This is a genomic window from Clostridium sp. AF15-41 (genome assembly GCF_003604095.1).
In the GTDB taxonomy this organism is placed as follows: domain Bacteria; phylum Bacillota; class Clostridia; order Lachnospirales; family Lachnospiraceae; genus Coprococcus.
Map to the genome: position 1 here is coordinate 1 of NZ_QTMQ01000019.1, position 21,502 is coordinate 21,502.

27 protein-coding genes are annotated in these 21,502 nt (G+C 42.2%); 20 read left to right on the top strand and 7 right to left on the bottom strand.

Annotated features, from left to right (window positions below):
* Nucleotides 1–579: 579 nt before the first annotated feature.
* The 8 genes from DWW43_RS11205 to DWW43_RS11240 all read left to right on the top strand — a co-directional run bounded on the left by DWW43_RS11205 (nucleotide 580) and on the right by DWW43_RS11240 (nucleotide 5,908).
* Nucleotides 580–1,182, top strand: coding sequence for a YitT family protein (locus DWW43_RS11205; protein WP_347475267.1), 603 nt, complete (start codon nucleotides 580–582; stop codon nucleotides 1,180–1,182).
* A gap of 123 nt (nucleotides 1,183–1,305) precedes the next feature.
* Nucleotides 1,306–1,599 carry a nucleotidyltransferase domain-containing protein gene (locus tag DWW43_RS11210; RefSeq protein ID WP_119963612.1) on the top strand — a complete coding sequence of 98 codons (294 nt, stop codon included), beginning with the start codon at nucleotides 1,306–1,308 and terminating at the stop codon, nucleotides 1,597–1,599.
* Nucleotides 1,583–1,987, top strand: a complete 405-nt coding sequence (locus DWW43_RS11215) for an HI0074 family nucleotidyltransferase substrate-binding subunit (RefSeq protein ID WP_008399774.1) — start codon at nucleotides 1,583–1,585, stop codon at nucleotides 1,985–1,987. Before DWW43_RS11210 ends, DWW43_RS11215 begins: the two co-directional genes overlap by 17 nt.
* 240 nt (nucleotides 1,988–2,227) lie before the next feature.
* A complete protein-coding gene (thiS, locus tag DWW43_RS11220) occupies nucleotides 2,228–2,422 on the top strand; it encodes a sulfur carrier protein ThiS (RefSeq protein ID WP_118482982.1) in 195 nt (64 codons plus the stop codon).
* Between the two features lie 3 nt (nucleotides 2,423–2,425).
* Complete coding sequence (thiF, locus tag DWW43_RS11225) at nucleotides 2,426–3,079, top strand: sulfur carrier protein ThiS adenylyltransferase ThiF (RefSeq protein WP_119963614.1); 654 nt, start codon at nucleotides 2,426–2,428, stop codon at nucleotides 3,077–3,079.
* Between the two features lie 217 nt (nucleotides 3,080–3,296).
* Entirely contained in the window at nucleotides 3,297–4,061 is a 765-nt protein-coding gene (locus DWW43_RS11230; protein ID WP_119963615.1) for a thiazole synthase, read from the top strand.
* A gap of 13 nt (nucleotides 4,062–4,074) precedes the next feature.
* Nucleotides 4,075–5,334, top strand: coding sequence for a 2-iminoacetate synthase ThiH (thiH, locus tag DWW43_RS11235; protein WP_119963616.1), 1,260 nt, complete (start codon nucleotides 4,075–4,077; stop codon nucleotides 5,332–5,334).
* Nucleotides 5,327–5,908 (top strand): thiamine phosphate synthase, encoded by a 582-nt coding sequence (locus DWW43_RS11240; protein ID WP_119963617.1) that lies wholly within the window; start codon nucleotides 5,327–5,329, stop codon nucleotides 5,906–5,908. Before thiH ends, DWW43_RS11240 begins: the two co-directional genes overlap by 8 nt.
* Here DWW43_RS11240 and DWW43_RS11245 read toward each other — a convergent pair.
* On the bottom strand, nucleotides 5,895–6,482 hold the full coding sequence (locus DWW43_RS11245; RefSeq protein WP_119963618.1) for a GNAT family N-acetyltransferase: 588 nt from the start codon (nucleotides 6,480–6,482) through the stop codon (nucleotides 5,895–5,897). The genes DWW43_RS11240 and DWW43_RS11245 overlap by 14 nt on opposite strands.
* A 325-nt stretch (nucleotides 6,483–6,807) precedes the next feature.
* On the opposite strand from DWW43_RS11245, the gene DWW43_RS11250 reads away from it, so the two are divergent.
* The 7 genes from DWW43_RS11250 (at nucleotide 6,808) to DWW43_RS11275 (ending at nucleotide 12,296) form a co-directional block, all read left to right on the top strand.
* Entirely contained in the window at nucleotides 6,808–7,428 is a 621-nt protein-coding gene (locus DWW43_RS11250; protein ID WP_119963619.1) for a TetR/AcrR family transcriptional regulator, read from the top strand.
* 86 nt (nucleotides 7,429–7,514) lie between these two features.
* Nucleotides 7,515–8,444, top strand: a complete 930-nt coding sequence (locus DWW43_RS11255) for an acyl-CoA thioester hydrolase/BAAT C-terminal domain-containing protein (protein ID WP_119963620.1) — start codon at nucleotides 7,515–7,517, stop codon at nucleotides 8,442–8,444.
* A 39-nt stretch (nucleotides 8,445–8,483) separates the two neighbouring features.
* Nucleotides 8,484–8,672: a hypothetical protein gene (locus tag DWW43_RS12040; protein WP_008399787.1), complete on the top strand. Its 189-nt coding sequence runs from the start codon at nucleotides 8,484–8,486 to the stop codon at nucleotides 8,670–8,672.
* A 65-nt stretch (nucleotides 8,673–8,737) separates the two neighbouring features.
* Nucleotides 8,738–9,016, top strand: coding sequence for a type II toxin-antitoxin system Phd/YefM family antitoxin (locus DWW43_RS11260; protein WP_119963621.1), 279 nt, complete (start codon nucleotides 8,738–8,740; stop codon nucleotides 9,014–9,016).
* Between the two features lie 2 nt (nucleotides 9,017–9,018).
* Entirely contained in the window at nucleotides 9,019–9,336 is a 318-nt protein-coding gene (locus DWW43_RS11265) for a type II toxin-antitoxin system RelE/ParE family toxin (protein WP_021944224.1), read from the top strand.
* Nucleotides 9,337–9,454: 118 nt separating this feature from the next.
* Nucleotides 9,455–10,441: a hypothetical protein gene (locus DWW43_RS11270; RefSeq protein ID WP_242997308.1), complete on the top strand. Its 987-nt coding sequence runs from the start codon at nucleotides 9,455–9,457 to the stop codon at nucleotides 10,439–10,441.
* 103 nt (nucleotides 10,442–10,544) lie between these two features.
* Nucleotides 10,545–12,296: a phospho-sugar mutase gene (locus DWW43_RS11275; protein WP_021944177.1), complete on the top strand. Its 1,752-nt coding sequence runs from the start codon at nucleotides 10,545–10,547 to the stop codon at nucleotides 12,294–12,296.
* A 491-nt stretch (nucleotides 12,297–12,787) separates the two neighbouring features.
* Here the strand turns inward: DWW43_RS11275 and DWW43_RS11280 are convergent, their stop codons facing one another.
* Nucleotides 12,788–13,003 (bottom strand): cold-shock protein, encoded by a 216-nt coding sequence (locus DWW43_RS11280; RefSeq protein ID WP_008402359.1) that lies wholly within the window; start codon nucleotides 13,001–13,003, stop codon nucleotides 12,788–12,790.
* A gap of 280 nt (nucleotides 13,004–13,283) precedes the next feature.
* Between DWW43_RS11280 and DWW43_RS11285 the strand changes: the two genes are divergently transcribed.
* The 3 genes from DWW43_RS11285 (at nucleotide 13,284) to DWW43_RS11295 (ending at nucleotide 16,518) form a co-directional block, all read left to right on the top strand.
* A complete protein-coding gene (locus DWW43_RS11285; RefSeq protein ID WP_119963622.1) occupies nucleotides 13,284–14,345 on the top strand; it encodes a glycoside hydrolase family 5 protein in 1,062 nt (353 codons plus the stop codon).
* Between the two features lie 118 nt (nucleotides 14,346–14,463).
* Nucleotides 14,464–15,576, top strand: a complete 1,113-nt coding sequence (locus DWW43_RS11290) for a SpoIID/LytB domain-containing protein (protein ID WP_119963623.1) — start codon at nucleotides 14,464–14,466, stop codon at nucleotides 15,574–15,576.
* A gap of 213 nt (nucleotides 15,577–15,789) precedes the next feature.
* Entirely contained in the window at nucleotides 15,790–16,518 is a 729-nt protein-coding gene (locus DWW43_RS11295) for a M23 family metallopeptidase (RefSeq protein ID WP_119963624.1), read from the top strand.
* Between the two features lie 70 nt (nucleotides 16,519–16,588).
* Here the strand turns inward: DWW43_RS11295 and DWW43_RS11300 are convergent, their stop codons facing one another.
* A complete protein-coding gene (locus DWW43_RS11300) occupies nucleotides 16,589–17,362 on the bottom strand; it encodes an ABC transporter permease subunit (protein ID WP_119963625.1) in 774 nt (257 codons plus the stop codon).
* A complete protein-coding gene (locus DWW43_RS11305) occupies nucleotides 17,355–18,287 on the bottom strand; it encodes an ABC transporter ATP-binding protein (protein ID WP_119963626.1) in 933 nt (310 codons plus the stop codon). Before DWW43_RS11305 ends, DWW43_RS11300 begins: the two co-directional genes overlap by 8 nt.
* A gap of 327 nt (nucleotides 18,288–18,614) precedes the next feature.
* Between DWW43_RS11305 and DWW43_RS11310 the strand changes: the two genes are divergently transcribed.
* Nucleotides 18,615–19,343: a hypothetical protein gene (locus DWW43_RS11310; RefSeq protein WP_119963627.1), complete on the top strand. Its 729-nt coding sequence runs from the start codon at nucleotides 18,615–18,617 to the stop codon at nucleotides 19,341–19,343.
* Between the two features lie 84 nt (nucleotides 19,344–19,427).
* A complete protein-coding gene (locus DWW43_RS12135; RefSeq protein WP_165853071.1) occupies nucleotides 19,428–19,589 on the top strand; it encodes a hypothetical protein in 162 nt (53 codons plus the stop codon).
* A gap of 13 nt (nucleotides 19,590–19,602) precedes the next feature.
* Here the strand turns inward: DWW43_RS12135 and DWW43_RS11315 are convergent, their stop codons facing one another.
* The 3 genes from DWW43_RS11315 to DWW43_RS11325 are packed head-to-tail and all read right to left on the bottom strand — an operon-like array spanning nucleotide 19,603 to nucleotide 21,480.
* The gene (locus tag DWW43_RS11315; RefSeq protein WP_119963628.1) at nucleotides 19,603–20,571 is read right to left on the bottom strand and encodes a DUF4097 domain-containing protein; all 969 of its coding nucleotides are present in this window, start codon (nucleotides 20,569–20,571) and stop codon (nucleotides 19,603–19,605) included.
* Between the two features lie 2 nt (nucleotides 20,572–20,573).
* A complete protein-coding gene (locus DWW43_RS11320) occupies nucleotides 20,574–21,167 on the bottom strand; it encodes a DUF1700 domain-containing protein (RefSeq protein ID WP_119963629.1) in 594 nt (197 codons plus the stop codon).
* Nucleotides 21,160–21,480 carry a PadR family transcriptional regulator gene (locus DWW43_RS11325; protein WP_008402371.1) on the bottom strand — a complete coding sequence of 107 codons (321 nt, stop codon included), beginning with the start codon at nucleotides 21,478–21,480 and terminating at the stop codon, nucleotides 21,160–21,162. Before DWW43_RS11325 ends, DWW43_RS11320 begins: the two co-directional genes overlap by 8 nt.
* Nucleotides 21,481–21,502: the final 22 nt, after the last annotated feature.

The following is a 21,502-nucleotide window of genomic DNA, read 5'->3' on the forward strand; positions in this document are numbered from 1 at the left end:
ATATTCAGTTGTAACACATGTATTGTAATCCTACAGTATAGCAAGCCAGGCATCAAAATATGAGCTTGACTGGAAATTCCATTACGAAAAGGGAATCGATGAATTCTATAATACATATACGGAATGTGGTATCTGTAAGCTCGGTAAGAGGGAAAACTGTTTTGAATTTGTTCCGTGTCTGTGCAATATGGATGAGCGGAATTACCGGAATGAAGGCGGGCAGTTACATCGGACGAAGACGCTGGCACAGGGGGATGACTGCTGTAATTTCCATGTGACCAGAATTTAATACATTGCATTCTCAACGATCTGCGCATCTTCATTCTGGATTTCATTTGTGCACTTGTCTTTTGCAACTTTCGTATTTAGCAAAAAAATGAAATTATAGTCAAGTGAAAAATAAATTGGAATGATAAAGAAGTAAGGAAATTGACAAAAACAATACAATGCAGTATATATAGAACAATATAAATGCTTGTCTCGGCGTTAAAGAAGACTATAGATTTTGCTGTTTCTGAACATAACAGTATGCTCTATAGTCTTTTTTATTTATGTAATTACAGAAGATGGAGGAAGAACATGATGTCATCAAAGAATTGGTTGAAAAAAATAGTGATAATTATAGTAGGTTCTGTTATTGCAGCTTATGGAATCACACTTGCCTTGTATGCGGGATTTGGAGGCGCAACACTTGCAGTTTTGTGGCAGGGTATTTCAGAAACATTTCATATAAGTATCGGAATGGCTTCATTTGTTGTAGCTGTTGTGATGATCTTATTTGCGGCTATTTATGACAGATCGCAGATTCATATAGGAACATTTTTATATCAGGTTGTGTACAGTGGGTGTGTGGATGTATTTGCAAAATGCCATATATACAGCAAATACATGTGGATAAATTTCTTCATTATGCTGGCAGGTGTGGTCTTATTTGCAGTTGGAACAGGTCTGTATGCATCTGCATCTCTTGGCAGAGGTTCTTATGAAGCAGTAACTTTTGCATTGGCAGAGAAAAATAACTGGCAGGTTAAGATCGTTCGTATGATATTAGATATTTTAATGGTCGTGACAGGCGTGCTTATGGGAGGGAAGTTTGGAGTATGTACGATCATCACAGTTATAATCTCAGGACCGGTTATACAATTTACAAATGGCAAGGCAAAGCAGATTTTTAAGATGTAGGATGAAAATATTCAAAAATATATCCTTAAAAAATCCTCATGATACTGTATGAATATGCCTATAGAAAAATAAAATATGCTGTGGTAAACTGAGAGAAGAATTATCCGTTATGGAGGGAGACAAATGGCATATAATCTTCCGGATAGAGTTATAAAGGAAATTACAGCGTTTGCAAAAGAAAATTCAATTATAAAAATAGTTTTGTTTGGATCTCGGGCAAGAGGAGATCATACAGAGAGAAGTGATGTGGATTTAGCTGTGTACGGTGGGGATTTTGATTCTTTTTATTGGAATATAAAAGAAAACATCCATTCGCTCCTTTCTTTTGATGTGGTTGATATGAATTCAAGGGTTACGGAAGAATTAAAAAAAGAAATTGAAAGGGATGGGGTTGTTATATATGAAAAAACTAGATAATTTTGCAAATTGCCTTGATATATTAAAGCAAGCAGATTTTGAACTTGCAGACAGCAATGATATATATCGAATGGGTGTTGTTGGGCAGTTTAATCTGACTTTTGAACTTGCCTGGAAAGCATTGCAGGAAGTGCTGAGAATGCATGGAGTAGAAGGAGCGGAAACAGGTTCGCCAAGAGAAATATTACAGGTCGGGTATAAAGTCGGATTTGTGAACGACTCATCTGTTTGGCTGCTGATGTTGAAAAAAAGAAATACATCAATTCATATATATAACGAGGAAGAAATTGATGAATTGATCGTGTTTATACGAGATAGTTTTATTCCAGCTTTTACAGATCTTGAGGAGACATTGCAGGAAAAACTTATAGAAGTAGATGAGTGGTAATCGTCTTTAATAAACTCCGGTTTGCAATAGTGAGATGAATAAGTCCTTGCACAAATACCCTGCATAAGGTAATATAATTTCATATGAATATTTGTGAACTGGGGGCACCACTTTTCACAAGGAAGATAACAGGCGCCGGATCATACCGTTATGGTTGTATGATCCGGTGCCTTTTTGTGTTACAGGGCATTTGTCCTGTAGTGCAGAAAATGTGTAATTATGAAAGATAGGAGAACATACATGGTAAAAATCAATGGTGAAGAAAAAGAGATTGCCGGTAAGAATCTTCTGGAATATTTGAAGGAAGCCGGATTTGAGCCGGAACGTGTCGTTGTAGAACGGAATCTCGACATTATTCCAAAAGATGAACTTGGCAATACGATCATTCAGGATGAAGATGTGATCGAAGTATTACGATTTGTTGGTGGAGGTTGAGACATGACAGAGATGCAGAAGAAAATGCAGGAGCTGATCTCACAGGAAGAACTGGATCGTGCATTTGATGCAAGATTTCCGAAAGAGATGCAGGTAAAGTTACGTGCGGCGAAGGTGGCTGTTGCAGGTATCGGTGGACTGGGGTCAAATATTGCAGTCATGCTTGCAAGAAGCGGCGTCGGACATTTGCTTCTGGTGGATTTCGATGTGGTGGATGTGACAAATCTCAATCGTCAGATGTACTTTATATCCCAGCTCGGGAAGCCGAAGACGGAAGCCCTGCTCGAAACCCTGTATCAGATCAATCCATATCTGACGTATGAGACAGTGCAGACGAAAGTAACCCCGGACAATGTAAAGGAGTTATTCGGTGAATATCCTATCGTATGTGAAGCATTTGACAAACCGGATCAGAAGGCAATGCTGGTGCGTGAACTACTGATGCAGTGTCCGGATGCAACTGTTGTATCAGGAAATGGAATGGCAGGGTATGTAGATACGAATGCGATAAAAACGCGCCAGATGATGCGCCGCCTGTATGTGTGCGGAGATCAGAGCACTGATGTCGGCGACGGTATAGGACTCATCGCTCCGCGGGTAGCTGCCTGCGCAGCTCATGAAGCAAACAAAGTATTACAATTGATAATGGAGAAATAAATGTTAGAGAAAATTGGAGATTACATGATACTCGGATGCCTTGATATACCAAAACAAGGGCATTTGAGTCCGCCGGTACTTGATGGCGCATAAGGGGCATCTTAGTACCGCTGCAGGACTCAACGAGCGGAAGCGTCCCTTGGTTGGTAATGTCAAGGTGTTCAAGCATGATAGCATATTTCTTCTAATACTTAATTTATATTGAAAAGGAGACAACATGGAAGATAAATTCATTTTAGGCGGCAAGGAATTCAAGAGCCGTTTCATTTTAGGATCAGGCAAATACAACCTGAATCTGATCAAGGCAGCAGTCGAACAGGGAGGGGCAGAGATTATCACCCTTGCATTACGACGTGCAAATACACAGGAAAGTGAGAATATTCTGGACTATATTCCGGAAGGAGTTACCCTGCTTCCGAATACTTCCGGTGCAAGAAATGCCGAAGAGGCTGTCCGCATCGCAAGACTTAGCCGGGCAATGGGCTGTGGTAATTTTGTAAAGGTAGAGATCATGCGTGATGCAAAATACCTTTTTCCGGATAATTATGAGACTGTGAAAGCAACCGAGATCCTTGCAAAGGAAGGCTTCGTGGTACTGCCATATATGAATCCGGATTTAAATGTAGCAAGGGATCTTCAGAATGCAGGTGCGGCTGCTGTTATGCCGCTTGCAGCTCCAATTGGAAGTAATAAGGGGCTTGCGACAAAGGCTATGATCCAGGTATTGATCGATGAGATCGACCTGCCGATCATCGTGGATGCCGGCATCGGAAAACCATCTCAGGCATGTGAAGCGATGGAAATGGGTGCGGCTGCGATCATGGCAAATACAGCCATTGCAACAGCAGGTAATGTACCGGAGATGGCGGCAGCATTTAAGCTTGCAATCGAAGCCGGAAGAAAAGCATACCTGACCGGAATGGGACGTGTACTTGCAAGAGGCGGAAGTGCATCGGATCCTTTGACAGGTTTCTTGCGTTAGGGGGCAGTCGGAAATGAATGAAGAAAATCAGGTATATTTTGTTGACAGTGACAAGCTTCCACAGGAAGCGCTAGCGCGCAAGCATCGTCTGGAACAGGATGCATCGTTCCGGACAAATCATATGGAATATATGGAAGGCATGCAGGTGATCGATTCGGATATCAAGGACAAAGTACTTGCGGCTATGGATGCATATGACTATGATTCCTATACTGCGGCAGATGTAGAACGTGCGCTGTCACATGAGAGCTGTACGATCGAGGACTTTAAGGCATTGCTGTCACCGGCAGCAGCACCGTATCTGGAACAGATGGCAAGGAAAGCAGAGGAGATCACGAAGAATCATTTTGGAAATACGGTCTATATCTTCACACCGCTTTATATTGCAAACTATTGCCAGAACTACTGCATTTACTGTGGCTTCAACTGTTATAACAACATCCGCCGGAAGAAGCTGACGATGGAGGAGATCGAGCATGAGATGCAGGTTATTGCGCATACCGGCATGGAAGAAATTCTGATCCTGACAGGCGAGAGCCGGGCATATTCGGATGTTACATATATCGGGGAAGCGGTGAAGATCGCAAGAAAATATTTTAAGAATATCGGAATCGAGATCTACCCGGTAAATGTGGATGAATACAAATATCTGCATGAATGTGGTGTTGATTATGTGACTGTTTTTCAGGAGACATACAACACGGACAAATACGAGACCTTGCATCTGATGGGACATAAGCGCGTCTGGCCATATCGTTTTGATGCGCAGGAGCGTGCATTGATGGGCGGTATGCGTGGAGCCGGATTCTCGGCACTTCTGGGACTAGATGATTTCAGAAAGGATGCACTGGCAACGGCACTTCATGTCTATTATATCAACCGCAAATACCCACATGCAGAATTATCATTGAGCTGTCCGCGTCTGCGTCCGATCGTGAATAATGAGAAGATCAATCCAAGGGATGTAGGTGAGAAGGAGCTCTGTCAGGTGCTCTGTGCATATCGGATGTTCTTGCCATTTGTCGGAATCACGGTATCGAGCCGTGAGAGCGCAACATTCCGAAACGGAATTACGAAGATCTGTGCAACAAAGGTTTCTGCCGGAGTATCGACCGGAATCGGTGATCATGAGGAGAAATACGAAGGAAAGGAAGATGCGGATGTAGGAGATGAGCAGTTCGAGATCAACGATGATCGTTCCTTTACGTCCATGTATCAGGATATGGAGAAGGGCGGCTTACAGCCGGTCTTAAACGATTATATCTATGTGTAAATGTTATGAGCATGCGATCGTGATCACCAATCGCGCGCTGGTAAACGGAGAATTTCTGGAGCAGCTTCAAAAGGTTTCGCAGGTGCATCCGCATGCATTGATCCTGCGGGAAAAAGACCTGCCGGATGCAGAATATGAGAAGCTTGCAGCGAAGGTTTTAGAAATATACAAAACGGCAGGCATACCTGTCTTTCTGCATTCCAGAATGGAGATTGCAGAACGACTTGGCTGTGAGAATATTCATTTGTCGATTCCTGTGTTGCAGGATTTGCCGGATGTTCAGCGTGATGTGCTGACAACGAATTTTAAAGAGATCAGTGTGTCCTGTCACAGCATGGAGGATGTCGAGCTTGCAGTTAAGAGCGGAGCGACACAGATTGTGCTTGGAACGATATTTGAGACAGAATGTAAGAAAGGGTTGAAGGGCAGAGGGCTGGAATTTGTTCGTGAGATCTGTGCGAATTGTCCGGTCCCGGTATATGCGATCGGTGGAATCAATGAAGAACGCCTGCCACAGGTGATGGAAGCCGGTGCGGCAGGCGGTTGTATGATGTCAGGATTTATGCGGATGTAGGAAGATATGCCATGGTATATAGAGTAATATCATGTGCCATCTTCTTCTCGGCAGTTTTCGTCATGCCGCAATGTTCGTATTTGACAACCTTTTGGATGTTGTCGGTGTCAAGAATGCAGGGGCAGCCACGTTTGGCGGCTTCTGCAAATGGCAGCTCCAGAACCTTCTTCATGAAGCCCTGTCCCTGATAAGCCTGTAAGACGACTACCATCGAGACGGCGATATAATCTTTTTCTTTGCGGTATAATTTCTTATATTGCTCGTTTGATCCGGTTGCGATATTTAATAATGATTTAAATGGTATCTCGCGCAGCATTCTCCGGATCATATGCAGAGCAGGTCCGAGGGGCTGTCTGGTATTCTTATCCCAGTATGCGAGGAAGCCTTCATATTTTTCGGAGGTTGTATATAACGTACCCATCCGGTAATAGAATTCAGTAATGATTTCGAAAGATTTGACGAGGTCATCATGTGGAATTGTCTCTGCGATTCCGGGAGATGCGGCAAATGCTTCCCCGATCAGTCTGCCGTATTTTTCTATATCTTCTGTTGACCAATTCTCAATCTTTATCATGTTTTACCTCCAAAATTTCCTTTCAATATGTTTGAAAAGTCAGCATGATTTTCCATAATCTGAAAGTTTGCTGTTTTTTACTTCACATATCGTTCGTTCAATGTATTCTAAAAAGTAATATCTCTGCAAACACATAATATTATATTAATAAAATGCGAGTTATAACTCATATTATGTATGGCTGTAGAATATCACGCCGGGATTTTGCTGTCAATAGAAATGTGAGTATATACTCATGTTTTATTGACTTTATTTTTTTATATGCTTATACTGGAAACAGTAAAACTATATGAATGGAATTGTTTTTTACATAAAGGAGTAACACATGCCGGAAGAAATTCGTATCCCAAAACAGAAAAGAAGCATTGAGAAAAAGGAAGCACTGAAGAAAGCGGCGGTCGAGCTGTTCTCGACAAAAGGGTTTCATAATACCAGCAGCAACGAGATTGCAAAGAAAGCAAATGTGTCGATCGGCACATTTTACAGTTATTTTGTTGATAAGAAGTCGTTATATGAGGAATTGATCACGGATCTTTATAATGAATCTTTGCAGGAGATCACGATCATGGATGTGTCCGGGTTCACATCTCCGCGAGAATTTGTCAGAAAATACGTTGCTCTGATCCTACATAATCATGAATACATGACAGCATTCCAGAAGGAGATATCCGCCTTGTCCCTGCAGTATGATGACTTGCACGAACTGGAAGCAAGGGCGCGCGCGGGTGCATTTCGGACATTTTTCTCACTGCTTGAGACAAATAAAAAAATGCTCAGAATCTCTGATCTAAAGACCACATCCCTGATCCTTCAATGTGCGTTGGAGTCCGTTGTGCATGAGGTGACCTTCTATGGAAATGACTATGATAAAGAAAAAGTCATCGATGAGCTTACGGATCTGATCTGCCGATATTGTATTGCAGATGAATATGATAAGAAAATGTAAGAAAGTGTGGAATCTGGCAGTCATTTAGAGTATACTGTCCATGGATGTTAGAACATACTAACTTGTGTTAGAGGTAGGAGAATAACATGAAAAAACAATTTTTTGAAAACGAAAAAGATGGATTTTATGGAACGTATTACGAAAATTCCAAAGGGGCGGATTGTGCCGTGATCGGATTATTTGGGGATGATCCGAATGATTATATGGCGAAATGTGGAGCAAAATGGCTTCACAGACAGGGTGTAAATGTTATGTGTGTATCTCCGGGCAGAAAAAATTACAGTCATGTCAACAATCCGCTGGAAAGAATTCAGACCGCAATAAAGTGGTTACAGGATCATGGAAACCGGAAAATCGGTATTATGGGGATGAGCACGGCCGGAATGGATGCGATCGTTGCAGCATCTTATTTCCCGGATATTACGATGACGATTGGGCTTACTGCCAGTGATTTTGTATGGCAGGGATTTGAACAGGGAGAAAAGGATGGCTGTAAGGAATGGCCGATATCGAATGCATCCACACTTTCATGGCAGGGAAAGCCGCTGCCTTATATGCCATTTGTCTATGAACATCCGGTGTATTGGCAGAAGATTGAGGAAGAAACAAAAGGCTCCGGTGATATCACACGGTCGACCTGCTTGTTTATAGATTCGGAAAAGGCAAGACCGCATACAGAGGAAGAAATGGTAAAGGTTGAGAATATAAAAGGCCGCTTATTCCTGATCGGTGCGGATGATGACAGCTTCTGGGAGGCTGGCAAATATGTCCGCCGTATGGATCAGCGTTTGAAGGAACATCCACATACATGTGAATACGATGCTCTTGTTTATGAACATGGTACTCACTTTGTATTGCCGGAAACTTTGCTTCGGATCGCACTTCCGGTTGGACTCAAATTTGTATTGAAATTTGTTTTTAAGGCTGCAAAAGATTATCCAAAGGAATGTGAGGCAACCAGAAAAGATATTGACCGCAGACTGTCCGCAGCGTTAAAGGAGTGGACAGCGGATTAATATCCGTATTTGCTCTTATTTTTCATCAGGAGGGTCACAGTGATAATAAGGGTTATTAGCTCAGCAGCACTGATGGCACACCAGATTCCGTTGATCCCAAGTTATAAATGGAAAGAGATCATTGAGTATTCCGCTCTTATTGATCTACGGATTTATCATTGCTGTATATTCGTATGGGTTTGTTCGATTTCGGAAAACGAAGAAACGAAGAAATCCTGCAGGCAGTAAAACACATTGGACAAATAGACATATTATGATATAATTTGCATATAATATAAACGGAGGTGGTTTTTATGTTAACATTAAAGGAATCAATCAGACCATCGGCTGATTTAAGAAACCATTATAATGATATTTCAAAACAATGTAAGGAAAATAAAGAAGCGGTAATTATTACAGTAAATGGCAGAGGTGATATGGTAGCCCTCTCATATGAAGAATATAAAAATATGAAAGCTCGTATAGAGTTACTTGAAATATTAGCTGAGGCAGAGGATGATATAAAAAATAATCGTGTTGCACCGATAACTGAAACATTTGATGATTTGCGTAGAATGCTTCAGGAGGGCTAAGTATGGAATATGAGGTAATACGAACTGATACTGCGGATGCAGGGATCAGAAAAATAATTTTATATATAGCTCAGAATTTTGGCAATGAAGTAGCTTTGGAACAACTTGATTATATAGAGAAAAAAATTCTTGAACTTGGAAATGATCCATATATTGGAACAGATCCAAGATACCTTGTTCTTAAACGACAAGGATATAAAGTCCTTATACTAAAAAAGGATCTGGTTTTTTATAAAATTAATGAAGAGAAGAAAACGGTTATTGTATATGCGGTAGTGGATGGCAGACAAGACTATTTGAATATAATACGTGGATTATAGAAAGTGCGCAAATTTTCTGGGCAGAAATTAAGAATGAATTTGAAGGTTCCCTCATACAATTACTTATCGGGATTTCCGATTCATACAAAGTATGAAGACAATTCAAGGAGGGGATTTTTTGTCTGAGAAAATGAGTGAAGTCTACGAAGCATATGACATGGAAATACTGGGTGCCGTCAGAGGCCGGGGATCTATGATCCTGAAAACGGATCAGGGAATCAGGCAGATATCTCCATTTGACGGCAGCGAGGAGCGGCTGGAGCAGGAACGGGAATTTAAGGAAAATCTGTATGAGACAGGATTTCACCATATTGACCGTTGCGTGCCGAACCGGGAAGGAGAGCTGATCACCTGCGACCGCTACGGGAATCCATATGTGATGCGGGAATATTTTGAGGGACGGGAATGTAATCCCGGAAGTATCTGCGATCTGAATCAGGCGGCTGCAAATCTTGCGATATTTCATATCCGGGGGCGTGAGCTGTATGCAAAAGAGGGGAGAACGTATGCGTACCGTGAGCCGGGCAACTTCAGACGAAAAACGCAGGAAATGAAAAAAATCCGGAGCTTTATCTCAAAGCGTCCGACGAAGAATGATTTTGAGCTCTTATATATAGAAGCGTATGACGCATTTTACAGACAGGCAATCGACTGCCAGGCGATGATGGATGCCTGCGACCGGACAAATATTGCCGGGCATATCGGATATTGCCATGGAGCATATAATTACCATAGTGTGTTATTTTGCGGGGGGTATCTGGCGACTGTGAATTTCGACCGGTTTCATGTCGGATATCAGTTGATCGACTTATATCAGTTCATCCGGAAGGTCATGGAAAAGAATAATTATAACTTCAATATGGCGGTGAAGATCATAGAAGAATACGATCGTATTCTGCCGCTTACCGGAGAAGATTATCGATATATCTACATATTATATAGTTATCCGGAGAAGTTCTGGAAGGTCAGCAATCGTTATATGAACTCCAGAAAATGCTGGATTTCCCCTGCAAATCTTGAAAAACTCAGTAAACTTATAACAGATGAACAAGAAAAGCAGAAATTTTTAAGTGATTTTTGCAATCATTATGGGTTCACAAGTTAGGAATTTGAATGTATAATGTCATGTGTGAGAAAATCTAACTTTGGGATTTAGGAAATATATTAAGTGTAATGTTTTAAAGGAACGCACAGGAGGAAATATTAAAATGAGCGAACGCAATTATATGGAAGTATATGAGCAGTGGGTCAACAATCCGTTATTTGGTCAGGAGACCAAGGATGAACTTCTTTCAATCAAGGATGATCCAAAAGAGATAGAAGAAAGATTCTACTGTGATCTGGTATTTGGTACTGCCGGACTTCGTGGTATTATCGGTGCCGGAACAAACAGAATGAACAAGTACGTTGTCCGTAAAGCAACACAGGGTCTTGCAAATTATATCATCAAGCAGGGCAAACAGGATAAGGGTGTTGCTATTGCATATGATTCCAGAAGAATGTCACCGGAGTTTTCCATGGAAGCAGCATTATGTCTTGCAGCAAATGGAATCAAGGCATACAGATTCGAGTCTTTACGTCCGACACCGGAGCTGTCATTTGCAGTTCGCTATCTGGACTGTGTAGCAGGTATTAATGTAACAGCCAGCCACAATCCACCGGAGTATAATGGTTATAAAGTATACTGGGAAGACGGTGCGCAGATCACACCTCCACATGATACAGGAATCATGGCAGAGGTTAAGGCCATTACAGATTTTGCAGATACCAAGACAATGGAAATGATCGATGCGATCAAAGCAGGACTTTTGGTAACGATCGGTGCAGAAGTTGATGATGCATATATGGGCGAACTGAAGAAGCTGGTTCTTCATCAGGATGCTATTGATAAATATGGTAAGGATCTGAAGATCGTATATACCCCACTTCATGGTACCGGAAATATTCCTGCAAGAAGAATTCTTTCTGATCTTGGATTTGAAAATGTATATGTTGTTCCGGAACAGGAACTTCCAGATGGTAACTTCCCAACAGTTGATTACCCAAATCCGGAAGCAAAGGAAGCATTTGCCCTTGCTCTTGATCTTGCAAAGAAAGTAGATGCAGACCTCGTTCTTGCAACTGACCCGGATGCAGACAGACTTGGTGTATATGCAAAGGATTCCAAGACAGGCGAATATAAGGTATTTACCGGTAACATGTCAGGAAGCCTTCTGTGTGAATATGAAGTAAGTCAGATGAAAGCACGCGATGGCAAACTGCCAGAGGACGGTGCGATCATTAAGACGATCGTTACAACAAATATGGTTGATGCGATCGCAAAATATTACAATACAGACCTGATCGAGTGCTTCACAGGTTTCAAGAACATCGGACGTGAGATCTTACGTTTCGAGCAGGAAGGAAAGGGAACTTACCTCTTTGGTTTCGAAGAGAGCTACGGCTGTCTGATCGGAACACATGCAAGAGATAAGGATGCCATCGTAGCAACAATGGCACTTTGCGAAGCTGCTGCATTCTATAAAGGACAGGGTAAGACTTTATGGGATGTTATGATGGATATGTATGAGAAATACGGCTACTATGTAGATGATATCAAGACTGTAACTCTGAAGGGTGTAGAAGGTTCCAAGAAGATTGGACACATCATGAATGTACTTCGTGATAATACACCGGCAGAGATCGCCGGATATAAGACAAAGGTTGTTCGTGACTACCGTCTGGAGACGATCAAGAACCTTGAGACTGGCGAAACTGTTAAGACCGGTATGCCGAACTCAAATGTTCTCTACTATGAATTAGAGAATGATGCATGGCTTGCAGTAAGACCATCCGGTACAGAGCCAAAGATCAAGTTCTACTATGGAATCAAGGGCAGTTCATATGATGAGGCTCAGAAGATGTCCGCAGAAGCAGGCGACAAGATCATGGATCTGATCTATGATATCTTAGAGAAATAATAAAAGCTTAATTTAAATATAAAACACAGGGATTGCCCCTGCACAGACCATAAGCCCCATTATAAATGACTCGCTGCGGTTTCTGTTCAATGCATATGCCTGATTCGTAAATACTCCTGCGCTAACTCGCCAACTAAACGTTGGCTCAGACAAGCGCTCGTATTTACTGGCAATATGCATTTCACGACGAAACCTTCACTGATGTCATATTATAATGGGGCTTATAGTCTGTGCAGGGGCAATCCCTGTGTTTTGTTATGTTTAATTTTAGGTTTTCTGTTGAAAAAGAAGGGCACAATGTCCCTAAAATATCAAAATGAAAATAGCCTTGATCTGTAAATGTTAGATATCGATATCTTAGAGAAATAATAAAAGAAAAACTTAATAAAAGACTGAGGCTCTATATAATTTATGAAGCAGACCTGTTCGAACGAAAGTGTTCTGCGGAATAAATTATATAGAGCCTCAGCCTTTTTATTCAAAGTAGAAAATTATTTAACGATTACAACGTTAGTAGCTCTTGTTCTTGAACCACCCTTAGGATCTTCCTCTGTGTCGAATGTAACCTGCTGACCTTCAACAAGTGTCTTATATCCTTCACCCTGGATAGCTGAGAAATGAACGAATACATCTCCGCTTCCGTCATTGTTTGAGATAAATCCATAACCTTTTTCTGCGTTAAACCATTTTACTGTACCGTTGTTCATGTGGGTACCTCCTTATATATTTCTTGCTTGTACCCAATGAAAACGTGCATCATTTATGAGAGAAATACGATTAAAACCTTAATCCATACGTCCGCTTAAAAGCGATTACATAGTTAATCTTGAATACGCTCTCATAATAGTATGGGCGCACCTATTTGTCAAGAAAAACAAGGTAAAAATAATGATAAAATCCGGTAAAAAATGATCCATGGGTTCTTGGCAGAAAAGAAAAAGTAGGGTACTATAAATACAGAAAAATGCAAAAACAGGAGGAGAGCGTATGAGAAAGGGAAAACGTCTGATTGCATGGATCATGGCAGTTGTTATGCTGTTTACAATCTGTGTATTTGATGGAAATGGAACGGCGGAAGCGGCAGCTACAACACCGGTTGCAAAGCATGGAAGACTGTCTGTAAAGGGAGCAGACCTGGTCGACAGTAAGGGAAATAAATTCCAGCTTCGCGGTATCAGCACACATGGAATCAACTGGGATGTCGGATCGCCATATGTGAATAAGAAAGCATTCAAGACGCTTCGTGATGACTGGGGCGTGAATGCGATCCGGTTGGCAATGTATACCGAAGAATACAATGGCTATTGCAGTGGCGGCAGTCAGGCAAAGCTTCGGAAACTGGTGGATAAAGGTGTCGGGTATGCGACTGATCTTGGTATGTATGCGATCATCGACTGGCATATCTTAAGTGACGGAAACCCGAATAAGAACAAGTCACAGGCGAAGAAATTCTTTACCACGATGGCAAAGAAATATAAGAACAATAAAAATGTTATTTATGAGATCTGCAATGAGCCAAATGGCTGTAGCTGGAAAGAGATCAAATCCTATGCGACAGACATTATCAAAACGATCCGCAAATACGACAAGAAAGCAGTTATTATCGTGGGAACACCAACCTGGTCACAGCTTGGAACGGATGGAACGTCAAATGAAGTTGCAGACAGCCCGATCAAGGGATATAAGAATATCATGTACTCCCTGCATTTCTACGCAAGTGAGTGGGCGCACAATGAATATCTTCCGGCAAAGGTTGCTTATGCAAGAAAGAAGAAGCTTCCGATCATTGTATCTGAGTTTGGTCTGTCACCAGCCAGTGGCGACGGAGCCATTAACAAGGCATCCGCAGACAAATGGATGAAGCTGCTCAACAAATATAACATCAGTTATTTCTGTTGGAGCCTCAGTAATAAGAACGAGTCGGCATCTTTGCTTAAACCATCAACAAAGAAAACCTCCGGCTGGAAGTCAGGTGACTTATCCACAGCAGGAAAGTATATCAAGAAGAAATATCTTGCGAGAAAGAAAGCTCTTGGCAAGAAAGCATAGTGATCATGTATATGAGATAAACAGTAATATCGGCAGACAGCCGGATGGCCTGTTTGTATAATGAATCAATCATATTTTGCACCTGTGCATCATAGAATAAATAATACAGGAAAATCGTATGAAGCGAATCGGATTTTTCCGGAATGATGACAGGACAGGATGTGATGGTATGAAGAAAAATAACAGGATTCTAGCCTGGTTCACCATGGTTTTGTTAGCATTTGCAATTCCATATGTGGGAACCAGGCTTTTTGTGCGTTATCGGGATGTGTCGGATGCCCGGATCGCGGCACTTAGTAGCAGCCGGGATGTGTGTATCCTGCAAAATGAGAACTACAGGCTGATCGACTGTGAAGAATATATTTTGTATGTCCTTGCCGGGATATATGACCCGTCGTGGAATGTGGAGATGACAAAGACGATGGCAGTTCTGACCCGGACTGCGATCTATTATGAAATGAACGATCAGGCGGACACTGCAAATGGCGGAGGCAAGATCATCAATGAGGGAGATCTGAAAGAGATCCGTGTGGAGAAAGATGAATTAAAGCAAAAATGGGGGAAAGAATATAAGCAGAATATGGAAATGGTATATCAGGCTGTGAAGGATACAATGGGACAGGTTATCGTTTATGATGGCAGACTTATTATTCCTGTCAGTCATGCAGTCAGCATAGGGGTAACTATTAGTGCAGAGGAATTATATGGTACTGCGATTCCATATCTGGTATCCGTTGACAGCAGTCAGGATATCCAGTCGCCGGATTTTTCATCGACAAAGATTTACAGTGCGCTTCGTATAAAGAAAGAATTTGGCATGAATGGAGAGGGAGAAGCGTTTGACGGATCAGAGAATCTGGGGCAGACCGACGTGGATGTTGAAAAAAACGAATCTGCGACGACTGGTTCAGCACAGAGTGAGGAACAGGCAGTGGATGCGGATGCACTGACTGTGCTTGAGGCGACGAAATCAGGATTTGTCCGAAAGGTAAATGTGTTCGGGACGGTCGTGACCGGAGAGACATTTGCACAGACCCTGTCACTTGGAACGACAAATTTTCATATCGATCAGGTCGAGGAGGGATATCGGATCATCTCGATCGGTAAAGGCTCATCCCTTGGAATGTCGTTGTACGGAGCCGGATGGAAAGCCGATCAGGGCAGTACATATCGTGAGATCATTGCATACTATTATCCGGAAACTTCGATCGCGGATGGAGCGGCATATTAAACACCTGCGAAAACATATAAGGACGATTACCAATATATTGAGGATATTTGAAAATACAGCTGGAATTGCAAAAGTGGTTGCTTTGCAAATCATTTCATTTCGCTGGTGGCAGGATACGACAAAATGCATAAGATGAATAAAAAGCTTATGGAAAATATTTGCCTGTGTATATAATCCGGAAGTTCAGGCAACAATATCCATGAGGTGATAAACATGAAGAAATTTTTGAATGTTATTAAGAGAAATATTTTCTACATTGCCCTGATCGCCGGAATGGTGGCACTTGTAGGACTTGTAGCTCTATATAATGTGAAAACCCAGTCAGATGATGAAAATGCTGTCAGCTCGGAGGCAGTAGAAGAAACCGCAGACAGAAGCAATCTCGGAACAACAGAAGCAGTAAAGGAAACACTTGGCGGTACCGCCAAAGCAGAGGATAAGACAGAAGCAACAACAGAGAAAAGCTCAGAAGTAGAAACCGGAGCAAATGCTGCCAAGGCGGAAGAACAGATCGAACTGAACTATGACGGCAGTACAGCTCTTATGTGGCCACTAAACGGAAATGTGATCATTCCATTCAGTATGGATACCACAGTATTCTACGAGACATTAAACCAGTACAAATGCAATGCCGGAATCGTATTGGAAGCAGCAGAAAATGACAAAGTTTTAGCCGCTTACAAATGCAAGATCACAGAGATCACAAGCACACCGGAATTTGGAAATGTGGTAAAGGCATCCCTTGGAAATGGCTATGAAGTCATGTATGGACAGCTTAAGGATATCAATGTATCCGTTGGTCAGGTGGTAGATGCCGGCTGCACCATTGGCACTGTAGCAGAACCAAGCCGTTATTATTCAAAAGAAGGAACAAATCTGTATTTCGCAATTACCAAAGATGGCAAACCAGTCGATCCTGTATCATTGATCGAAGGGGAATAATCAGAACAATCCATATAAAGTATAAGAACAGATGCATGTCGTATCCGCAGGGTAGGGTGTGTGTCTGTTTTTATTTTATCTCCTTCCTCTGGAACACCAACAGGGAAATAACGGTTGGCAGGATCAGAAGTACGGCGGCGATCTCCATAGCGTGAACAATCAGGCCGGTGGTTAGTGTCTGCCATGCAACAGCGGTCAGGCAGACGGTAGGAAGATTGGTGTAGATGATACGGAGTGCTTCTACTTCCGGGAAAATGGCATAGAAAAGCATGATGCCATTTGGCAGCAGGGCAACGACTACAGCATAGATACCGCACCACAGAAGGTCTGTGGAGAAGAACATGCACAGGGAGGATGCCATTGTCTGTCCGGCGATGATCATAGGAAGCATGATCACAAAACGCAGAAAATAATTCTGATATGCCGAAGCGGTCAGACTTCCATCATGACGAAAACAGATGTAATTCGTCAGCAGATAGGCTGCAGATACCACAACGATTCCGATAAGCAGCAATAGTGTATTCACGATACATTTGCCAAAGAAAATTGTGTTCCGGCTGGTTCCGAATGACACGATATTCTTCATCGTATTATTCCTCCATTCACCGGAGAAACCGATATCGGTGGTGAAAATAATGCAGTACCAGACGATCGTTGCCATCATGTACAGACCGGCATTCATAATATCTGCACCTTCAATCGTAAATGGGATCCGGATAACATGGATGGCATACCAGACAGATACGTTGATCAAAATAGCAATGACCGCTCCGATAATGAGCAGGGTATATGGATAAGCCCGATGGCTTACTTTGTAACATTCACTTTTGAGGAAATTATTCAATCGTTGTCCCTCCTAACAGTTCAATAAAGAAATCTTCCAGTGTAGTTTTCGCAATCTCCAGTGAGTACAGATCGTATCCCTTTTCAAATAAGAAACGGCTGATCTTCTCAGTCGGGTAAACCGCGTTATTTTCAAAATAAATATAAATGGTATCATCATCTTCATTGTAGGATGCGTCGAGTTGGAGCTCTTTTGAAAGACTTTCAGCAGCTTTTTCACCGTCACTGGTATGCACCTTTACATAGCTTTTTTCTTTTGCTTCTAGTTCTTCAGCAGACATTTCCTGTAAGATCTGACCATGGTCGATGAAACCGTAACAGGTTGCCATGTTTGCAAGCTCGGATAGAATATGGGAGGAAATGATGATTGTGAGTCCGTTCTCTTTGTTCAGCCGCAGCATCAGCTTTCGCATCTCGACGATGCCGGCAGGATCTAGACCATTGATCGGTTCATCTAAGATCAGAAATTCCGGATCGTGCATGAGCGACAGGGCGATTCCCAGACGCTGTTTCATGCCGAGAGAGAAATTTTTGAATTTCTTATCCTTTGCTTCATAGAGTCCCGTTTCCTTCAGAACTGTTTCAACAATGGATGGATCGTCGATTCCGCGTTGGATACGGTAATATTCCAGATTGCGTTCCGCAGAGAAAAATGGATAAAACGCCGGAGTTTCGATGATAGCACCGGTTCTTTTCCGGGCTTCATTTAGTCCATGTGTTCCCTTCTTTCCAAAAAGTTCGATGATGCCATAATCAGGGGCATTCTGTCCGGTAAACAGGCGGAGAAGTGTCGTTTTTCCTGCACCGTTTTTACCGATCAGAGCATAAATGTCGCCCTTTTTCACGGACATATTTATTTTATCAAGTGCAGGCTTATCACCGTATATCACTTCTACATCTGTTGCTTTTGCAATGACTTCTGCCATGGAACAGCACCTCCTGATTCAACCGAATTTTCCTATAATCAGCATACTGTTTTGCCGCAGGAAAGTCAATTCATGGAGCCGGCTTCAAGTTGAAACTTTTTTTATTTATTCAAAATTAAAAATGTGCAGTTTGTAAGTTTATATATGTGCTGGTACAAGGTAACAATTATACAGAATCAGCTAATGAAAGTGCATAATGAAAAATAAGGAAAAATAGTGAAAATTAGTGAAAAAATAGTGAAGATATAATGGAGAAAAAGATCAATATTTATTATAATGAAAGAATATCATGTCCTGCCAGACAGGACGACAAGGGGAGAGTTACAAATGATGCGAATGTTAAAAATCATGTTCATTATTCTTGTGGGAATTGGCATGTTGATCATGGGGATATACGAATTTATCCGGTTGAAAAAACGACGTAGGAAATTAAAGCAGTTATTGGACAATATTGCTTCGGGATCAACGGTTGATCAGTTGTTAAAGGAAAACCATCCGAAGCTGTCAGCTATGGATGAGATGGAAAAAGGTATCTATATCATAATAGGATTTGGAGCCGGGCTTGTTTTGTTTGGAGCATTTTTCATGGCACAGGAGCTGATGGAGAGAAATGTCATACCGGATATGACGGGAACGACCGGGTGGATGCTTGTGCAGCGGCTGGTTGCATTTGCATCCGGCATCATTCTCCTTTTTACAGGAAGTGGCATGAAGAAGAAACAGGTAAAAGAAAATGATTACATGGATGTGATGATTCCGGGGAAGGTAGTTGGAGAAGTGCCGGGAGCCAAGACACTGACGCCGGGGAAGGCGATCCTTACGATCCAGTACAATGATCCTTATGATGATAGTGTGCATAACTACCAATTGGCGCAGGAATTGAGCCGGAAGAAGCATCCGGTTGGCAGCGAATATCCGATGTACTATTCCAGAGAGCAGCGCAAGGTATACGATCCGGGAACGAACAAAGTGAACCGGAAAATAGAACTGTTTCTCAAATGGCTGGGGATTATCATATGTCTGGTGTCCGTGTTGAGTATGTTCACGGCATTTTGATGAGGATAAGATAATATGCTAGAATGGCATTGGTTAGCAAACACTAACCAATGCCATTCTACGTTAAAGTAGAGAAGATTTGAAATGAAAGATTGTAAAGTACAGACAAAGACACTGGCGTTAGCCATGATCTGCGGAATCCTTGGTTGTTTCTGCTATGGCGGTGGAGACTGGCTGATGATGTGTGGAGATCCATCCCATACCGGAAAATTAATCTGGCTGACCAATGGGGTAGCGCACTTTTAACAGGGCAGGGGGGTTACTCCTGCCTAATGCGGATATCGCCGCTGGTCGTGCTGACGCCACATTCATATTCGGAATAATTTGCGCCATGTGGAATATCAACATCGCCACTTTGTGTATCTGCTAAGAAACTGTAGCTTCGGTCAGAAGCAAGATCCAGATCAATGTCGCCGCTCGTAGCAGAAATGCTGATCGCATCAGCGGTCGTGATGGACATATCAATATCGCCACTCGTCGTATTACTGGAAAGACTGGTATTAGCAGTAATGTCACTGGCTGATACATAGCCGCTTGTGGTATAGAATTCTGCCTGATCTGTTGTTATGCGGTTCAACTGGATATCACCGCTTGAGGCATGAAGCTCCAGCTTAGTTGTAAATGAACCATTGCTGATAGAGATATCACCCGATGTAGTTTTGACTGTGAGGGTATTAGCTTCGATATCTGCGATATGGATGTCACCGCTGTTTGTCTTAAGACTGGTATATGAAGCGTTAAACACTGGCTTGCTATCAGTCTTGTGAGAATACAGATAGTCGATATCTCCACTTGCTGTGGTTACCTGGATAGATTCGTATTCTTTATCTGCCAGATAAACAACGGTAGTAGTATCCTGACCAAATCCGAGTGAGATTGTCGGATGGTGGGTACGTTTGTCTTCGCAGCGGAAGGTGAGCACGCCGTCAACAACCTCTGCATGGTTGGTCAGACCATCTGTATCATAATATTCGATGTAATTCGTTCCGTTGTCGGAGTTTTTGATCATGACGTCGGTAGATGCTTCGCCTGCGATGTCAACGGCGTTGAAATCATCTGTGATCTGAACTGTTTTCTTTACATAGTCTGGCAAGGCTTTCATACCGAGCAGGTCGACAGAACCATTTGGAAAATGAAATCCGTTAATTGCAATACTTAAGAAAGCGATAATGACGCCGACCACTATAAATATAGAAGCAACAATAACAGCTTTTTTGGATTTACTCATAATTATCTCTCCTTTACAAACATTCTCTTAATTCCATTGACGGATGCCTTGTACAGCTTGAAAATGCCGATCGTAACAGGCTTTACGGCTACGATGAACAGGATCGCAAGTCCGATTCCGGCAAATGCAGCTCCAAGCATGAAAAGGGCAGCCGGAACATTCTGTGTAACAAAAAATGGAATAACTCCCAGCAGCCCGCCGATACCTGCAACTGCCATCGAGAGTACGATCGCATAGAAGGACAGGAGAAGTGCCAAAATGACAACCGCCATGGCAATGACCAGAACGATCGCGGTCAGTAACAGCGGAGCCCATATAGGAGAGCCAAGAATCAGCAAAATGATCTCCCATGCTTTTAACCGGTGGGATGGTTTGATCTTTTCTTTCACAAGTTTCGTTAGTGGCATATCTGCCAGAATCTGGTCAACGACATCGTCCGGGGCATCCATATCGGCAACCGCATCTTCCTCCGACAGACCATCTTCCATACGGTCATCGATCATTTCACTATAATAATCCATAAATTTATTAATATCGTCTGCCGGCATTTTCCGGATCTTTCCTCGGATCGCCGACAAATATTCATGTTTAGTCATTGTCATTCTCCTCTCTGATAATAAAACGATATATAGATTCAAGTTCTTTCCATTCTTCTTTGAATTCCTCGATTCGTGCTTTGCCCGCATCGGTAATATGATAGTATTTCCGAAGCCGTCCGTTGTGTTCTACGGAGCGAACGGTGAGGAATGCGCCGGCTTCCAGTCTTCGCAGGATCGGATACAATGTAGATTCCGATATCGTTACAAAGGGTTTCATGTCCTTGATGATCTGATATCCATAAGAATCTTCATCCTTGATCGCAGCCAGTACACAGACATCCAGCATACCGCGTTTTAATTGAATATCCATATGTATACCTCCTTATGCACTA

Excerpts from the sequence above, each read along its gene's own strand:
- DWW43_RS11205 (WP_347475267.1), top strand. The coding sequence starts at position 580 with ATGATGTCATCAAAGAATTGGTTGAAAAAAATAGTGATAATTATAGTA.
- DWW43_RS11210 (WP_119963612.1), top strand. The coding sequence starts at position 1,306 with ATGGCATATAATCTTCCGGATAGAGTTATAAAGGAAATTACAGCGTTT.
- DWW43_RS11215 (WP_008399774.1), top strand. The coding sequence starts at position 1,583 with ATGAAAAAACTAGATAATTTTGCAAATTGCCTTGATATATTAAAGCAA.
- thiS (WP_118482982.1), top strand. The coding sequence starts at position 2,228 with ATGGTAAAAATCAATGGTGAAGAAAAAGAGATTGCCGGTAAGAATCTT.
- thiF (WP_119963614.1), top strand. The coding sequence starts at position 2,426 with ATGACAGAGATGCAGAAGAAAATGCAGGAGCTGATCTCACAGGAAGAA.
- DWW43_RS11230 (WP_119963615.1), top strand. The coding sequence starts at position 3,297 with ATGGAAGATAAATTCATTTTAGGCGGCAAGGAATTCAAGAGCCGTTTC.
- thiH (WP_119963616.1), top strand. The coding sequence starts at position 4,075 with ATGAATGAAGAAAATCAGGTATATTTTGTTGACAGTGACAAGCTTCCA.
- DWW43_RS11240 (WP_119963617.1), top strand. The coding sequence starts at position 5,327 with ATGTGTAAATGTTATGAGCATGCGATCGTGATCACCAATCGCGCGCTG.
- DWW43_RS11245 (WP_119963618.1), bottom strand. The coding sequence starts at position 6,482 with ATGATAAAGATTGAGAATTGGTCAACAGAAGATATAGAAAAATACGGC.
- DWW43_RS11250 (WP_119963619.1), top strand. The coding sequence starts at position 6,808 with ATGCCGGAAGAAATTCGTATCCCAAAACAGAAAAGAAGCATTGAGAAA.
- DWW43_RS11255 (WP_119963620.1), top strand. The coding sequence starts at position 7,515 with ATGAAAAAACAATTTTTTGAAAACGAAAAAGATGGATTTTATGGAACG.
- DWW43_RS11260 (WP_119963621.1), top strand. The coding sequence starts at position 8,738 with ATGTTAACATTAAAGGAATCAATCAGACCATCGGCTGATTTAAGAAAC.
- DWW43_RS11265 (WP_021944224.1), top strand. The coding sequence starts at position 9,019 with ATGGAATATGAGGTAATACGAACTGATACTGCGGATGCAGGGATCAGA.
- DWW43_RS11275 (WP_021944177.1), top strand. The coding sequence starts at position 10,545 with ATGAGCGAACGCAATTATATGGAAGTATATGAGCAGTGGGTCAACAAT.
- DWW43_RS11280 (WP_008402359.1), bottom strand. The coding sequence starts at position 13,003 with ATGAACAACGGTACAGTAAAATGGTTTAACGCAGAAAAAGGTTATGGA.
- DWW43_RS11285 (WP_119963622.1), top strand. The coding sequence starts at position 13,284 with ATGAGAAAGGGAAAACGTCTGATTGCATGGATCATGGCAGTTGTTATG.
- DWW43_RS11290 (WP_119963623.1), top strand. The coding sequence starts at position 14,464 with ATGAAGCGAATCGGATTTTTCCGGAATGATGACAGGACAGGATGTGAT.
- DWW43_RS11295 (WP_119963624.1), top strand. The coding sequence starts at position 15,790 with ATGAAGAAATTTTTGAATGTTATTAAGAGAAATATTTTCTACATTGCC.
- DWW43_RS11305 (WP_119963626.1), bottom strand. The coding sequence starts at position 18,287 with ATGGCAGAAGTCATTGCAAAAGCAACAGATGTAGAAGTGATATACGGT.
- DWW43_RS11310 (WP_119963627.1), top strand. The coding sequence starts at position 18,615 with ATGATGCGAATGTTAAAAATCATGTTCATTATTCTTGTGGGAATTGGC.
- DWW43_RS12135 (WP_165853071.1), top strand. The coding sequence starts at position 19,428 with ATGAAAGATTGTAAAGTACAGACAAAGACACTGGCGTTAGCCATGATC.
- DWW43_RS11315 (WP_119963628.1), bottom strand. The coding sequence starts at position 20,571 with ATGAGTAAATCCAAAAAAGCTGTTATTGTTGCTTCTATATTTATAGTG.
- DWW43_RS11320 (WP_119963629.1), bottom strand. The coding sequence starts at position 21,167 with ATGACTAAACATGAATATTTGTCGGCGATCCGAGGAAAGATCCGGAAA.
- DWW43_RS11325 (WP_008402371.1), bottom strand. The coding sequence starts at position 21,480 with ATGGATATTCAATTAAAACGCGGTATGCTGGATGTCTGTGTACTGGCT.